Annotated in this window: 13 protein-coding genes; 1 reads left to right on the top strand and 12 read right to left on the bottom strand. The window is 36.8% G+C overall.

From position 1 onward, the window contains the following. Positions 1-124 precede the first annotated feature (124 nt). Genes J7E44_RS23220 through J7E44_RS23210 form a run of 3 tightly spaced genes read right to left on the bottom strand, consistent with a single transcriptional unit; the run spans position 125 to position 7,009 of the window. Complete coding sequence (locus tag J7E44_RS23220; RefSeq protein WP_214834482.1) at positions 125-2,614, bottom strand: alpha/beta hydrolase family protein; 2,490 nt, start codon at positions 2,612-2,614, stop codon at positions 125-127. 2 nt (positions 2,615-2,616) lie between these two features. Continuing rightward, positions 2,617-3,960: a RagB/SusD family nutrient uptake outer membrane protein gene (locus J7E44_RS23215; protein ID WP_251040670.1), complete on the bottom strand. Its 1,344-nt coding sequence runs from the start codon at positions 3,958-3,960 to the stop codon at positions 2,617-2,619. A gap of 55 nt (positions 3,961-4,015) precedes the next feature. After that, positions 4,016-7,009 (bottom strand): SusC/RagA family TonB-linked outer membrane protein, encoded by a 2,994-nt coding sequence (locus tag J7E44_RS23210; protein WP_214834478.1) that lies wholly within the window; start codon positions 7,007-7,009, stop codon positions 4,016-4,018. Positions 7,010-8,019: 1,010 nt separating this feature from the next. Between J7E44_RS23210 and J7E44_RS23205 the strand changes: the two genes are divergently transcribed. Continuing rightward, entirely contained in the window at positions 8,020-8,250 is a 231-nt protein-coding gene (locus J7E44_RS23205) for a helix-turn-helix domain-containing protein (protein WP_214834476.1), read from the top strand. Positions 8,251-8,334: 84 nt separating this feature from the next. Here J7E44_RS23205 and J7E44_RS23200 read toward each other — a convergent pair whose 3' ends face one another. The 9 genes from J7E44_RS23200 to J7E44_RS23160 all read right to left on the bottom strand — a co-directional run bounded on the left by J7E44_RS23200 (position 8,335) and on the right by J7E44_RS23160 (position 16,046). Then, complete coding sequence (locus tag J7E44_RS23200) at positions 8,335-9,273, bottom strand: glycosyltransferase family 2 protein (protein ID WP_214834474.1); 939 nt, start codon at positions 9,271-9,273, stop codon at positions 8,335-8,337. A 25-nt stretch (positions 9,274-9,298) separates the two neighbouring features. Then, complete coding sequence (locus J7E44_RS23195) at positions 9,299-10,267, bottom strand: glycosyltransferase family 2 protein (protein ID WP_251040669.1); 969 nt, start codon at positions 10,265-10,267, stop codon at positions 9,299-9,301. A gap of 28 nt (positions 10,268-10,295) precedes the next feature. Further along, entirely contained in the window at positions 10,296-11,165 is an 870-nt protein-coding gene (locus tag J7E44_RS23190; protein ID WP_214834473.1) for a Dabb family protein, read from the bottom strand. 357 nt (positions 11,166-11,522) lie between these two features. Then, the gene (locus J7E44_RS23185; protein WP_214834471.1) at positions 11,523-12,122 is read right to left on the bottom strand and encodes a DUF6759 domain-containing protein; all 600 of its coding nucleotides are present in this window, start codon (positions 12,120-12,122) and stop codon (positions 11,523-11,525) included. A gap of 123 nt (positions 12,123-12,245) precedes the next feature. Next, complete coding sequence (locus J7E44_RS23180; RefSeq protein WP_353050521.1) at positions 12,246-12,641, bottom strand: transposase; 396 nt, start codon at positions 12,639-12,641, stop codon at positions 12,246-12,248. Positions 12,642-12,757: 116 nt separating this feature from the next. Beyond that, entirely contained in the window at positions 12,758-13,114 is a 357-nt protein-coding gene (locus tag J7E44_RS23175) for a helix-turn-helix domain-containing protein (protein WP_214834469.1), read from the bottom strand. A 12-nt stretch (positions 13,115-13,126) separates the two neighbouring features. Beyond that, entirely contained in the window at positions 13,127-14,542 is a 1,416-nt protein-coding gene (locus J7E44_RS23170) for a TlpA family protein disulfide reductase (protein WP_214834467.1), read from the bottom strand. Between the two features lie 227 nt (positions 14,543-14,769). Continuing rightward, complete coding sequence (locus J7E44_RS23165; protein WP_214834465.1) at positions 14,770-15,720, bottom strand: FISUMP domain-containing protein; 951 nt, start codon at positions 15,718-15,720, stop codon at positions 14,770-14,772. Then, positions 15,717-16,046 carry a hypothetical protein gene (locus J7E44_RS23160; protein WP_214834463.1) on the bottom strand — a complete coding sequence of 110 codons (330 nt, stop codon included), beginning with the start codon at positions 16,044-16,046 and terminating at the stop codon, positions 15,717-15,719. Before J7E44_RS23160 ends, J7E44_RS23165 begins: the two co-directional genes overlap by 4 nt. Positions 16,047-16,641 lie beyond the last annotated feature (595 nt).

The following is a 16,641-nucleotide window of genomic DNA, read 5'->3' as shown; positions in this document are numbered from 1 at the left end:
CTCAATTGGATTGAAATTTTCACCCGAATACCACATGCTTAAATTAAAAAAAGAAATCCAGTGTGCTGTGTTTTTAAATACTAAATTGGAGTTGTGCAAACAACTATAATTAAAATTCTTCTTTTTATTCCTCTTCTAATCCTTTTCTAATCCATTCTGTATTTTTTTGTTTCAGGAAATAATCAAACCAATCCTCCACCCGGATAAACAAATCCAATTGATTTTTCGTTTTACGAAGACCGTGACCTTCTTCAGGATAAAATAAAGCAATAGAGGGTTTTCCACTTCTTTTTAAACTCAAAAAATACTGCATTGTTTGTTCCCAGTTGATATTCTGATCTTTAGTTCCTGTCCATAGTAAAATGGGAGCACTTACACTATCTGCATGATAGATGGGGCTGTTATCAGTGTACAGGTTCTTATCTGAAAAAAAAGGCTGGTCCATCTCATATTGTCCATTTTCAAATTGAAAGTAGAAAGGACTATTAAAGTTATAGTTATAAGAAAAATATGACCTGACCAAATCACTGTTTCCAGCTCCCGCAACATAGGCCGCAAAACGTTTAGAACGTGTGGCAATAAAATTAGTCTCGTAACCTCCATGTGAAAAACCAATAAGTCCTACCCGATCAAAATCAATTTCATTAATCTTTTCAAGTGCATCCAGCCCGCTATGGACACAGTCCAATGCAGATTCACCCGTACCTTTCTTTCCAAAAACGATATCAGGTAAAAAGATAAAATACCCTTTCTGTACAAAATCTCTTACATTTAGCCCAGCTGAGGGTGCATCAAAGCCATCCTTAAGATACTTATTACTAAAATAGAGCTGCTTTTCATAAATACTTACTACCATAGGATACTTTTTGTCTTCTGTATAATTGAGTGGATAAATCAGAACACCTTTTAAGCTATCACCATTCTTATTTTGATAAGTCATGATTTCAGATCGCAGTCCTTTAAGTGTATTCCGGTCATGCTTATTTGTTTTGAATAGTTCCCTTTCCTTGTTACCAGTATTAAAAATAATTGTGGGTGGTGATCCCATTGTACTGCGACAATACATCAGATCCTTCATATCCCTACTGGTAACAATAACAGAGATACTCTCCTCTGTAGGTTTAATTATAATTCTGATCTTTTTTCCATCATAACTTACCAGTGCCGTTTTATTATTATTACGGTCATATAGTTTTATCAGCAATGGTTTTTCAGGTTTGTATGTATTTGTATAGAAATTAAATCCATTAATATAGGTATCCCTGTTTCCATTTAAGATTTCGGATTCATAACCTTCAATAAGCGGAACTGACCTTAAAACCCCATCTTTAATAATGTATTCTGACATCTTTCCAATCCCCTCAAAAACAATCCTCTCCCCATCATCTGAAAAATAAACCTTCAGAGGCTTATATTTACTGGATCTGGCCAATTGTAAAGGAATTTGCTTTTGTGATAATGTGGCAAGATCATAAAGCTGCCAATAATTATTTTTAACATTCAACAGAAACCTGCCTTTTGGATCAGAAATAATAGAACGTCCATCTATTTGGAGATTTTCTTCCCTATCTTTTTGTACATTATAAAGTTTAACCGAATACTTCGGTCCATTAGAACGGTAATCCTGATGCTGAAAAGGATTAAAACTCAGGAGGTGATCAGGATTCCCAAAAAAAGACATTTTATGATCATCCGTGGCCGTTAAAACTGTAACTTTTTTAACTAAAGGCTCCCATAATAAGGTATTTTCAACAGTATCATCATAAAATTTCGTTTGTAAAGTCTTATCATTGGAAAACCATATATCAACATCATCCTTTTCCCTTCTTTTTTTATTCAGTAATACTTTCAATAAATATTGTTTACCTTCTTTTAGAGAGACTGCTTCTGCAGTTTTTATACTCGCTTCCGAACCGTTATTAAAATGCAGAACTTTAGATTCTGATCCATCAACCCATTTGATCTCCTTTTTATCTCCTTTTTCTTCTATTAGAATAAGGCTGGAATGGTTATCACTTATAACGGAACTTATTTGATTTGGAGATGTATATATCTTTTTAAAGTTTCTACCGGAAATTCTAAACAATGATTCTTCATCGGAGCCCGATACAACAGCAAATCTACTTTCACCCTTACCTATTATTTTTTTCACACCCTGTAAAGCTCCCAACATCTGCCCCTCTTCACTCATCACTGTAAGCGTTTTGTCCCTTAGTAAAATGATCGTGTTTTCTTTCTTATCGTAAAAGCCCTCTTTCACATCATTCCATTTAACAGGCTTTAAAGAAGGCAACTTTAAGATTTCTACGTCCCCTCTGCCTCTGGAAAAAAGATAGCCATTGTTGGTGAATGTGGTATAGAAAGCAACAGCATCAGGTTTTTGGTAATAAATTCTATCAGGCTTTCTTACATCTACTATTACCATTGTATCGCTATTAGTTTCATAAGACTTCTGAAAGGAAAGCCATCTTTTATTATCTGAAATTTTTAGAAACTTTACATCATAAACTGTGTTGATAAACCTTTTAGGTAAGGGAGTTACTGCACCCTGTGAATGTATTCTAACCGAAAAGAGCACCAATAAGGTTATTATTATATTTTGTACTGTATTCATTTTTAATATCCGGGATTTTGAGGATTAAGATTAGGATTAAGCAGTATTTCAGATTGTGGGAGAGGCCAGACTTTTCTAAACCCGTTCCAGTTCGGTTTAAGAGCATTTAAATCCCCGAGCCTATTAAAGCGTTTAAGATCAAAAAAACGAATTCCACTTTCAGCAAAAAACTCTCTTCTCTTTTCAGATAGAATTTCATTTAAAAGTTGGTCTTTTGAAATACTTGGCACCAGTACAGAAAGACCCGCCCTTACCCGTACAGCATTAATATAAGGTAGCGCATCGGCTATCCTGTTCTGTCTTGTTAAGATTTCAGCCATCATACAGTATACTTCTTCAATCCTGAAAATGACCGAATATTCATTGATATTGGAAACCGTATTCTTATACTTATAGTTTCCATAATAGGTTGTAGGCCCGGAAACTACTTTCTTCATCCACAGTTCCTTACGTAGATCACTAGCATCAAAAATATCCACCAGGTTATTGGAAAGAGCATAGTTTTGGGGAGTTCCTGATATAAAATACAGCTGAGCCTCGGCGGTAGCATCACCCACTTTTAATGGCTTTAACTGCCATAATATATTCTTTCCTTCTTTCCTGAATGTCAGGTTAAGGTCTGTATTAATCTGGTATATGGGACTCGTTAGAATTTCCTCTGCATATTGTCTTGCCCTTTCCCAGTCCCCTTTTATCATAAATGCCTGACAAAGAAGTATTACAGCTACATACCGGTTAGGATATATTCGTTCCGTATTTCGATATTCATTTTTTAGATTGCCTTTAGATTCTTCAAGATCATCAATCACCTTATTCAAGAGCTCATTAGAAGATAACTTTGCTATACTTTGATTGATGGTATAATCTGTTGTTGTGACATAGGGAATATCACCAAAAAGCTGGCTCAGTCTCAAATGAATGAGTGATCTGATGAGCAAAGCTTCTCCCTTTATCCTTTTTTTATCCTCTTCTTTAATAGCAGATGACTTTGTAATACCCTCTATTAGGGCATTACTGATGTATATTTCTTTATATGCATTTGCCCATAGTGTTTTCAGAACCGCATTGGTGGGAAGTACTTGTGTATTGTAAATATCCAGGTAAGCAGTTTGTGATGGCAGGAAATAACTGTCGAGATCATCAGCATACGTGCCCAAAAGTGAACCAAGGCCACGACTTCCCCCTGAGATCACTGAATTATATTGCAGCTCTGCATAGAGACTGCTCAGTACAGCATCTGCCGTATTTACATTATTAAACACCTCGTTACTGCTTATCTGATTCGTAGGTTCATCCGGTTCAATCAGGTTGTCACATGACACGTAACTCATTAGGATCATGCACATACCTATGAATATTTTTATTCTAACCTTTATTTTATTTTTTGTTTCCATAATTTTCTTAAAAAGTAATTTGACAGCCTATCGAATAGGTCTTTAATGGTGGAAGATACCCGGCAGAAGTAAACTCAGGATCGAGTCCAAAATAATTGGTCCATGTTAACAGGTTTTGTCCCTGAAAATAAATAACCGCTTCTTTCGCCGTCTTTGAATGAATTGGAATCCTGTAATTGAGCTGGACATTTTTCAGCCTGATGTAGGAAGCATCTCCTATTGCTGCTGTACTGGCTGCAAAATTCGCATTCAAGGCATTCACCTGCGCATTATTCCCCACCGAGTATGGCATAATAATACCTGATGGATTCGAAGGTGACCACACATTGGTAAAAGCTGCCGGAAGATTATTCATATTACCCGGATAGGGCATTGTATTGAAGTAATTATAACTGATTTGTTTCACAAACTGAAACAGAAAGGATAAACTTATATTCTTATAATTAAAATCATTTTGCCATCCACCGAAGAACCGTGTCCCCAGGTTTTCAATTGCCTTGTTATCATCAGGGCTGGTAATCTTTCCATCCCCGTTAAAATCCTTAAAAACATATAGCCCCGTTCCCGGATCTATCCCTTCATACTGATATAATTTCACAATTGATGTAGGATAGCCTACCACGTACGTATTGGCATAGGTAGAACCTTCAAGCCCGGGAAACGACAATAACTTGTTTTTGGGAACCGTAATATTAAACGATGAATTCCAGCCCCATTCCTTAGTCTTAATAGGCTTTACTGAAAGCTCCAGTTCCCATCCGCTGTTCTCAACAGTGGCATCCAGATTGGCCTGTACCGAACTAAATCCTGTAGTTGCAGAAAGAGGGATACCAACCAACTGGTTGGATGACCGGTTTCTGTACCAGGCAGCCTGGAAATTCACACGATCTTTCCAAAACCCCAACTGTAGAGCCATCTCCAGTTTCTTAGTCTTCTCCCAACTGAACAAAGGATTGTACAGTCTTGAAGGATAATAACCTACCACATCATTATAAGACATTGTTGAAATACTATAGGTATCCAGGTACTGATAGTCCCCTATCGCATCACTTCCTGTAATCCCATAACTTCCCCGAAGCTTCCCTATACTCAGCCATTCAACTTCTTTTAAAAAACTTTCTTCCGAGAACAGCCAAGCCGCCCCCAAAGCTCCAAAACTCGCAAAGCGATTGTCTGTACCAAACCTGCTAGAGCCATCCCTTCTCGTCGTAAAATTCAGGATATACCGTCCGTTAAATTTATAATTCAACCTTCCATATAGCGAAGCATACCGGTAATCAGTATCTATTTCATCCCTAAATGTCTTGGTATTGGCAGCCGTTACATTATAAAGGAGTGCATTACTTGAAAAACCTGTCCCGGTAATCCCGGACTGTTTGTTTCTTATTTGCTGTAATGACCCACCCAGTAATGCTTCAAGCTGGTGCTTCCCTATTTTCTTATTCCATGCCAGTTGCGGCTCTGCAATAAATGAAAAGATCCTGTTATTTCCTTTCGATGAAGTAGAATACTGCGAGCTAGACCCTGAGGCAGATGTAGGATTGTACATCGTGTTGGGCTTAACCGAAAACTCTTCGAAATCCTGAAAATTAAGCCCTCCATTTACCTTAAAGGCAAAGCCGTACCCCAGCTTATACTCCAGGTTCATGCTCTGATTAAACTGTGTTGTTTTATTGGAGTACTTTCCTTCCAGAGCAGCTACCGGACTGGAAAACGTTCCATCCGCCCAGTTTAGTGATCCGTCCTGATTGTATAGTGCCGGAGCATTAGGACTTAAAAATAAAGAACGGTTGGTAAGATCAGCATTGACCACATTATTATCAGAGGTACTGAAATTAGCCGATGAACTTAAAGAGAGTTTCTTATCAGGTGACCTGTAGCTGTAACTGGACATGAGGGTATTAACCTTATATCTGAAATCCCCCGGAAAGACTGTCGTATTCTCCGTATGACCCCCACTGATTAAAAAAGTACTGTTCTCACTCCCTGCGTTAATGGACATTAATGTAGACTGCTGCTCAGCCCAATTACCGATCAGGACCTTCTGCCAATCCGTATACCTGGAACTATCCCACTTTCCATTTACGTCATATGCATTTGCAGGATAAACAGCTATCCCTGAATTCGCATAGGACTGCCTCCGCATATCCAGATACTCCTCAGTATTCATCATTTCCAAATGCCTGGCTACTTTAGTCAGTCCATAACTGGTATTCAACGAGACCTGTGTTTTACCTTTAACACCTCGCTTTGTGGTGACAAGTATAACTCCGTTAGCTCCCCTAGTCCCATATATAGCTGTAGCATCTGCATCTTTTAAGATCTCTATACTTTCGATATCATTCGGATTGATCCCATTCAAAGGACTGATGTTCCCTGAAGGCAGAATCCCGGCTGAGTTCTGAGCATTCACCCGCCCACCATAAGGCACTCCATCAATAATATAAAGCGCTTCATTTCCGGCACTGCGTAAACTGTTCCTTCCCCGGATCTGTATATCATATCCCCCTCCCGGAACTCCTGAATTTTGGGTGATATTAACTCCTGCCATTCTTCCCTGTACTGTTGATAAAACATTGGTGACAGGCTGGTTTTCTATATCTTTTGCTGAAACTTTGGCGATACTACCCGTACTTTCCCGCTCTTTCACCTTATAATATCCTGCATTCAGTACCACTTCTTCAATTCCTTTAACTTTCTCAGTAAAGGAAACATTGATGCGCGTCCTACTATTTACCTCTATCCTTTGCTCCGGATAATCAGGGTGCCTAAATATAAGAACGGGGTTTTCTCCCGTTATCTGTAACTGGTAGATTCCCTGGGTGTTAATAACAGCAGTTTGGTCACTTCCTTGTTGAGAAACACTGGCTCCTGAAAGAGGTCGGTTTCCCATAGTAACTTTTCCCGTTACGGTCTTAGTCTGAGCATTTATGTTGCCGCAAACAAAGCTCAACATAAAGACAAAGCCTATACTTCCTATAGTATTATAGGATTTTTTCATAGTTTTGTAATGTTTTTAATTAAACGATTCAATAATCATCAGCTCCTTCCAATTGTTTTAGTCGACTTATGGGAAGGGGCTTTTTTATCTCCTTGAATCTTGATTCTATTTCATTGTTTTTATATTATCACTCCAGAATTCATGTATTTGAAAACAAAACTTTCCAGGATGCCCTTTGGTTTGAAAAAGGACATGGTGAGGTCTTTGAACAGTGACCACAAGGGCAACCGGAAAGCATTAACTAATATGAATGAAAATTTGTCCCGTGAAAGCTGTAAAGCCGCAATGAGTTGTACATCCTCATTGTAAAGTGTCATTTCTAAATGAGAAAACATTTTCCTGAAATTTAAATACAGCTATAACCATCTGAATTATGCAGACCGTGCACTTTTTTTTGTCTTCAGTAATAAATTCCCTTGGCGCTGAAAATAATTTGGAAAATTAAAAGAAAGAGAGTACTTTTAAGGTGTGAGTTTAAAGCGTAGTCTGACTTTCCTTTTACTATTAAAGGAATCTCGGAATGTGGTATTGTCAATAAAACTATACTTCATTTGTGCTTTGTTGCAGACAATTTTGGTATAGAGCTGTAAGTTTTTTTCTGCAATGCTAACGGACTACTCCGGTGGGCAAATAAGCAGAATGGTTGAAAATGTCGTCCTCATAAATATAATTTAATATATAGAACGATGCTTTTAAGGTATGAGAAGAATTCCTGCAAAAAAGCAAGGAGCGGTCTCACACTTTCAATCCGAGGGTGTCCTACGACCCTAACAATAAAATATTGTTTGCAAATGAAAGTATACGTGAGAACCGCTCGCATGCCGTATGCAAAAGTAAGAAACTTTTCGACATGGAGCGATTTCACGATAATCTCGTCTGCTAATAGGACTTTACGGAACGAGAAACATCGTTAAGTGGTTAAATTTTAACCATCTATATTTTATAATCGCTTAAGCAAATATAACAATAATTATTCAATGTGGCAATAAAGCCACAATAATTTTTTAAATATGATTAACAACTTTGCTAAAACATATAAAGAGATAGGTAATTCTTTAAAGAAAAAAAGGAAAGAAAAGAATTTAACACAACAACAATTAGCCGAACTAACTGGCAAAATTGATCGTTCTAAAATCAGTGATATTGAAAATGGAAAGGAAGATTTTCTATTTTCAACATTATTAAAGTTGTGTGTAGCCTTAGATATAAGTATTGCTGATATCTTAACTAAGAAAGACTGATGTATTCACAACCAATAATATTGGTTAGCCTATGGTTCATCTTATTAACAAATGATCCTGTTAATAAACATTCCGAAGCAATAACTAAATACCCAGAGAATTTATAAAATTAGCATTATAAACATCCAAACGAATACAAGGGGAGTCAACGATCATATAATAAGCAACCATAGCCCATCTTTTTAATAAAGGGGCATTAGCAATCTTAAAACTCTTATACATCCTTCTTGTATGTATTTTCATTTCTTTAGGGACCAAATCTTCCTTATTAGCCCAATTGTGAAGTTCTTCCCATAAAAAGACTTTTGAACGATCACTGGTTTTTTCAGGAATCTTAAAGTCAATTCCATCATATTCATACACTCCCTGCATCGCTATGGGTTTATTTAATATTCCGGAATATAAATTCAGATAAAAAGACAGACGCAGTAAAAATTCCTTATCCCCATGAAATTGAATAGGTTTAAAAAAAACAGACATCTTTTCCAGTAAACGGTCTTTGCGGATCGTTACTGCATTAATACTAAAATCACCAAAAAGGCTTCCAAGTTTCATTTGTCCTGGAAAAACAAACTCAGGAGGACATTTCTCATGAATCGTTGTCAGGTATTCCCCGTAAATGGGATAATACTGCTCCTTTGCTTTTTCAGAGTAATAATGTATCCCCGTAGCGCCATAGACTCCATCTACTTCAGGATTTGAGAACAGTTTCTTTTCCGCATCAAAACGGCTAGGAAGATAATAGTCATCAGCATTAAGAAAAGCAATAAAATCCCCTAAAACGAATTCGATCCCCAGGTTCCTGCTTAAACCGGCACCATGATTCTTTCCATCCATATGCTGAAAAACGCTGACTTTTTCATATTTCTTTTCAAGTCTCCGACAAATCTCCAGGGAATTATCCCCAGACTCATCTTCAACGAGGATCACTTCATAAACCTCTTCAAATTGCAATGCAGACTCTACAGCATTTAAAATGCTTTTTTCTGCATTAAAAACAGGTATAATAACAGAAATATTCATAGCAATAACTTTTATTAGTTTGATTTCACACGCTAGCTGAAAAGTTGAATAAAGTCTTTCTGAAATTGATATTATAAAGACCCGATCTTATATTTTTATAATCCGTAAAGAGATATTTAATGATCATTCCCCACTTTCTAAGCCTTGGGGCTTTTGCTATTTCATAACTATAGTACATCCTTTTAATATGGGTTTTGACATCTTTAGGAATACGATCTTCGAGTTGTGACCAATGGTTAACTTCCCGCCATAATATTGTTTTTGATAGTGCCGGATTTATCGTCCCACCATCTACTTTCGTTATCCTATTGTTCTCATGTACGCCTCTCATGGCAATCGCTTTTTCAATAATTCCAGGATAAAGGTCAAGGTAGTACGACAAACGGAATAAAAATTCAGTATCTTCATGAAGCATTAAATGAGGCTTAAAATAGAAATCCATCTTTCTTATTAAAGGCTCTTTACGAATTGTCAAACAATCAATACTGAACAATCCAAAAACTCCCAGCATATAAATTTGTCCAGGAAAAACATCTTTTGGTTCATGCCTTTTATAGACAGTCCTAAGCCCATCGCCAAATAAAGGGTAATATTCTCTTTTTGCCTGCTCAGAATAATAATGCACTCCCAAGGCTCCATAAACCCCCTCCACCTTTGGGTCTTTAAAAAGCTCTTTTTCGGCATCGAACCTACTAGGAAGAAAATAGTCATCCGCATCCAGAAAGGCAATAAACTCACCGCTTGATTTCTCTATCCCCAGATTTCTGCTTGCCCCTGCTCCATGATTTCTTTTATCCGGATGCTGATAAAGTTTTACCCTTTCATATTTTTCACTCATCTTTTTACACACCTCCAGGGCATTATCCGGGGACTTATCTTCAATAAGGATTACTTCATGAACTTCTTCAAATTGTAATGCTGACTCTATGGCATTTGAAACATATTTTTCCGCATTATAAACAGGAATAATAACTGAAATTTTCATAGTATTCATAGGTTTGAGTTTTTTTTAATCGTGTTTATCATGGTCTTATCACTTCGTAGTCGAAAACAAGGACTCCTCCAGTAGGATCAAGATATGGACCTACAAAATTTTTAAAATCATCATGCATCGGATCAAAGGTCCCGGGATCAGTTTGAAAAGGTTTTCCTACATAATAATCCCGGTTTTTTAGCGACGAAAACCCCACCCTGAATGCCACTTCAAAACCACTGTCTTTTTTTATTTTGCTATCCTCATATCCATATTCTATAAAAGGAATATACGAAGTTTCCTTTTTCATAGAATTCTTAAGCGCCAAAAAACGGTCAATTACCATTTGTTTCTCTGGGAGGGTTATATCACTTCTGAATTTAAATAATACCCAGTGGTCTAATCTGTATCCTTTACCGGGAACATCTTGGTCTTCTCTTTTATTATTACTGGTAAAATCAAAGGTGAAAAGCCCATTATCAGTATCCAGATAAGGGGTGATGAAATGCTTAAAATCATCATACATGTGATCAAACTTTCCGTTATCTCCGGTATCAGTTACTCGTGGTTTTCCTTCAAAGTACTCCCCGTCTTCCACGGATTTAAAGTAAATCCTAAAGCCAATCTCAAATCCGGCATCCAGTCCTTCCTTACTGTTTTGAAAACCATATTCCGCTTTTAGGTACTGCTTGCCGTTTTTTAAAGACCGATTAAGGGCCATAAAACGGTTGACAATTTCCTGTTTTATTTTCTCAGAAGTATCTTTACGAAGTTTAATTAATATCAGGTGCTCAGCCCCTTGCCTTGCTATTACATCGTCTGAATACTGATCACACGAGATAACACATAATATCAAAACTGCCAGAAGCCCCGTATATCGCAAGCACAAGTCAAATTTCTTTCTATTTAATTTTATCATTAACTACAGCTCATTTTAAAGGTCAATAAAAGTTAGTCAGTAGGTCCCGGAACATATGCAAAACCCTATGTTTCATTATGTTATTTAGCTATGATTTGTTTTTATCTTTATTGAATGGCATTATTAAATATTGAGTGGCATTATCAAATCCTGTGCTTATGCTCAATCATTCATTTTTAGTATCTACAAGAAAGCAGAAATACTCTAAAAAATATACGTTAATAGACCATACCTATATAAAAGAGCGCCTTCACTCCCCATCATTTTAAACATCTCTTAATAGAAATAACCTCAGATCTTATCCATATTCGTAAGTATGAAACATCTCTAAGCAACATGTTATATATAAACATGTTACTAGAGCTGTCTTAAGGTCAAACATATCCCTTTGTTAAGATCTTTTATTTGCTCATAACTCGATCCACAAATATTTCCGGTAATATTGTATTTCCCTTTTTCAAGAACAATAAAATTCTCTCCTTTTGCCGGGATAGCCAACTTATAATCCTGCTTATTGGCAATTCGCAAAATCATATTGCAGCCACTTTCATTCTTTACGAGTAACACGCTATTTGGTGAATGCCTGCTATCATTAAATATTTCATTAAGAAGGTTAGTAGTCTTTTTTCTGTGCGTCTCATCATCTTCCTGCAAAAGCTTTTCAAACTCCGCATGATCAATTTCTGAAATGAGGCTCTGATCCATAGTCACTGGCCGGGATGCCATTGGTTTTGCATCTGCTGCTCCCTTAACCCATTCTTTATTTTTTAGCTCTATAATCCTTTTTTTTAATACGATAACCTTGGGATCATCCTCACGGGCATTATCCAAATAATTCTGAACCTCTCGAACATCAGTACTTCTAAGTATATTGTGTATATTCCTTTCTTCACCACATCCGATACACAGAAAACTAAAGGCAAGCAGAACGATCATTCCCCAATTTTGTTTTATCATATTGTTTTTATTTAATTTATTTACCTCTTCTTTTATTTAATTATTACCTCTTCATTTTGAGCCTTACGGTTATCTGGTATGCCTAATTTCATTTCTAATTTTAACACATCCTTTATGATTATACTAGGAATCAGTATTAGTTTCATTCTTACCGTATTTTTTACGCCATTTATTAATCGTAGTTCTTGGAATATTGTACTGCTTATTAATCTCTGATTCAGTTTTTTGCTTGGTTTGTAAAAGCTCCACTATAAAATCAATCATTTCCTTTGTATAAAGACTCTTTCTGAATACAGGCAATGAAGTGCTTTTTCTAGCACTGCCCAATATACCACTTTGAGGTGCATACAAAATAAGATGTTGCGAATACAGACGGAAAAAATCATACTCAAGGAGCTTACTCCACATCAGCATATATTTTGAGTCCATATCTTCTTCCCGGTACATACTACTAATCTCCTGGGAGGTTAGAGAAAAAAAAGCACAAATCCGCGATTCATCAATATTGAGCTCACTCACTCTTTTCTTTATTAACTCCCCTATATGTATTTCTTTAAACATAATATCATCTTATTTTACATTCTCTATATATTGCTAATCTCTCGTCATCTTGTATAACAATGATGTTTTATTTACTAAGCAGTTTTACTGAACAATTTTTTCCATTTTGTGATCGTATTTCTGCTCGTACCGAACTTAGTAGCCAGTTCCTGATTACTGCAATGGTTTTCTTTCTGATAATTAAGGATCTTCCTAATCGTCCAAACATCATAAGATTTGTGCTTGGCATTAAAAAGATCAGTCTCTTTATCACTCTTCCCTGTTATGATTCCGCTAAGCTGCATGACATCATAAGCCAGTAGTTTGTCTTTCTCTAAAAAATACTTGCACCTATCAAGCAAATCCGGGTATTTCAAAGTAATAAGATCCGTATATATCTTTTTATAGTCCGGTACATGGGATACCGATGATGTTACTTTTGTATGTTTCATATATTATTTTTTTTATTTTTCAGACACCCAAGGTCTGGGAGGCTTACGGATCTTTCTCCAGAGTTCTTTTGAAGGGCTTAAAAGATCATTCAGGATTGGAGACGTAGCACTTCCGCGCGTTAGAATATTTCCTTTCTCATCCATAGTAAATAAGGTAGGAGTGGCCTGGACTCCATAATTCACAAAATTAGATCCTTTCATTCCTTGTAGATCACAGGATACAATTCCTTTCCAATTTAGTTTGGCGAATGTTTTTTCAAACACCTTTTTGTCTGTATCCGCTGATATAGCGATCAAACGGATGTTATTTTTTATCAGATCATCCTGTTTAGTAGTAATATCATTCATCACCGTATCACAATGCCCACATCCTGATTGATAGAACACCAAAAGGGTCTTTTGATACTTCCCATCACTAGAATCCACCTTCCCGGATGATGCTGGTGAATTCTTAGTTGGGGTTATCATTAGATCTGGTGCTTTACTTCCAATAACCGCTTTTTGGTATACCGAAAGAACACCATCATAGGAGCCTATTTTTCCTGAGCTGCGGATAGCTGGAGCTAACTGCGCCATAACATCATCACGGCCAGCTTTGGTCAAATAGTACGTGACACGCTCTGCAAAAAAAGTATAAAGCATCTTATCTGAAATTCTTGCCCCAATATTTTTAAAATCTTTAGCAAAACTAATTCCACCATCTGTCTTATTCTCAAGTTCGGTAAACATACTGATCACCCCATCCCAGTTCCCGGAAGTATAGAGAGCATCCCAGCGGATATCTTCTGTCACTGTCCTTATGAGTTCTTTTTTGTTTTCGTCTTCTGTATCCTTAAGGGCAGAGCCCATACCATTTGTGATATTTACTAGTGGAATATAGCTGGAAGCATAATCTTGCTTTTTTTGTAACTCCCTCTGAAACTGAGCATACTTATCTTTTTGCACATTAAGCTCACCCTGATAGAGCCCGAAGTTTTTGTCCTCTTTTGTGTATGAATTTGTTACCATCTTCATCGCCATAAATTTGTCAATAATAGATTTCTGATGCTCGTAGAGTGAATCTAAAAGACCATTCTCATTATTGTTCTTATAGATAATATTCTTATTATCCGGAACAGCTGATACGCATTCTATGGAAAAATCATGACCGGGAATGATCATATCAAGCCCGCCACCTTCCTGGGTACCTGTAATCAGCCAGCGGGACATCCCTTTATAAGGGGAAAATTCTTTTGGAACTTCTAATACAAACTTTCCATCAGGAGGAATAATCCCTTTCTGAACCTTGGTATCGTGTCCCTGAAAAAGGATAAAGTCATAGGTTTTTCCAGCGAACTTAGGAAAGTACATATTAACTGACTGTCCATAGTTTTTAATTGCTACTGCTAAAAACAGGAATATCAAAAAGATTTGCTTTTTATAATCCATAAATAATCTTTAAATATTGGAGTTAACTTTTAAAGTATCATCACTACTATTTTTCTATTCATTGACCTCTTGCAGCCATCAAAATCATTAAAAACTGATTTAAAAGTGCGGCAAAAATTCCTTTGCCGCACTGGTTCACTAGAATCTTATTATAGTTAATAATGCTTTTCAATTTAAACTCCTATAAAAAATCGCCTAAATAGACAAATAAATATAATCAATAGAATTTATTCTGAAATACAGCGCACTGGATATCCTTCCGTGCGGTAGTTGCCGTATGCGGGAAAGACGTTAGTACTAATTAAGTAGAGGAGGTAAGCGTTTGTAGTGTTTTCCGTACTGCTCCAATAGAAGCCGTAGGTGGCGTGACCGTTCAACTCGCCCGTAGTGTAGCTGCGTCTCCCTGAGACAGGGAAAGTTAAAGTGCTCCCGTTATTTACAAATTTCCTGGCAGCACTAAAATTGGTTGCACCATCTGAAGCCCATGTAGCCCATGTGCCTATAATACTTGTCGTACTTGCCGTGTTAAACCCTGTCCACTCATTTCGGGTAGGTACCCTGAAACCAGAAGGACAAGGATCATTAGAAGTTTTAACAGGGGCAGCTTCCGTACCACTATTCCAGGCTCCATTTGCAGCCCCACTTGTATTCCATCCTGAAATAGCATTGGCATTGGTATAAGCCGTTGCTACCGGATTTAATCGACCCCATTGGTAATAATTCCCAATAATCGCCTGATTAGGAACATTAGGATCCAGCGAGGTATCGGCACCCAAGTTATGAGTCATCATCTGACGTGTTTGCCCATTAATAATCACAGGAACCACGTCTGGAAAAGAGCCACCAGCTGCCACGGTACGGGTAAATCCACAAGTTTCGCCTGCAAAACTAATGGTGAAAACCGCAGTACCTGCGGCAGAAGGAGTACCTGTAATATTAAAGACCAACGTACCATTACCGTTATTGACTGTGCCGGATGGAATGCTAGCGGTAAGTCCCGTTACACCAGTAGAAGGAACACTGATCCCGGAATAAATACCACCATTACCTCCCGTATAGGGGATTGTAGTATTAATCCCTGCAGCAGGCTCTCCCGCTTCAAGCACTCCAATATCTGTAGAACCTGAGCAGCTCAGCTGGGTAATATCAGCTGTAACGGTACCACTATTGGATGTCATCTTGACCCATCTGTTACTGCCTGCACGAAATAGTAAAAACCAGGAGCATCCATCCCCTCTACCTGGCCAGTACGGTTAGCCGGATCTGGCGCCGCCGTAACATATGCCAGCGCAGCATCCTGATCCGCGCCATATACCGCTGCTGCCTCTGCTGCGTGCAAAGCGTTTCCTGTAACGCGCGGAAGGAGAAAGCCTTCCGAAGTACTTCCATCCGTTGTTTTACTTTGTACATCCAGGGTTATTTTAGGAGCAACGTTATTGATCCCCACCTGTCCATAAGACAAAGCACCTATCAAAACTATTGGTAATAAATACATTTTTCTCATCGTAATAATATTTAAAATTATTTGTTATTCTTATTTGTGTGATCAAAAGCTGATTTAAAGAAAATATAGGATATTAAGACAATATCCATAACTAAAGTTTTCCATCCCTACTTTTCTTTTCACCTTATTAATTAGTAAAAATCACATTATAAATGTAGAAATCAACTTGTTTATATTCGATTGATACTGAGTAATATTATCACTAATACAGTGTAGTTTTTTTAACTAATATAAGCTGAATAATAATTAAACCATCAAATAAAAAAAACACTGCTTCCCACCACTAAAGAAACAATGTTTTTAAATTCTATATTTTATCTATCTTCATTGAAATCACATTTACAATTACCTAATATGTTTTACTTATCTAATCTCAGATGCTCATATTATCTCATATTATTTCTTATTTCTTATTTCTTATTTCTTATTTCTTATTTCTTATAAATAATGATAGCTAAAAGATTGACCATATATTCATTTAAAAAGTAAATTTAACCATAAAGAGTATCAAAATTTAATGTCTAATCCATCTAAAAATGTAGCATAAAGAGTATATAAATTTTGTCTCAAAATAGTTGCAAGTTCAAATGTATAC

The organism is Chryseobacterium sp. ISL-6 (assembly GCF_018613715.1).
Classification (GTDB): Bacteria; Bacteroidota; Bacteroidia; order Flavobacteriales; family Weeksellaceae; genus Chryseobacterium; species Chryseobacterium paludis.
Note: the sequence above shows the minus strand (reverse complement) of the source record. Positions and strands in the feature narration are given on the sequence as shown.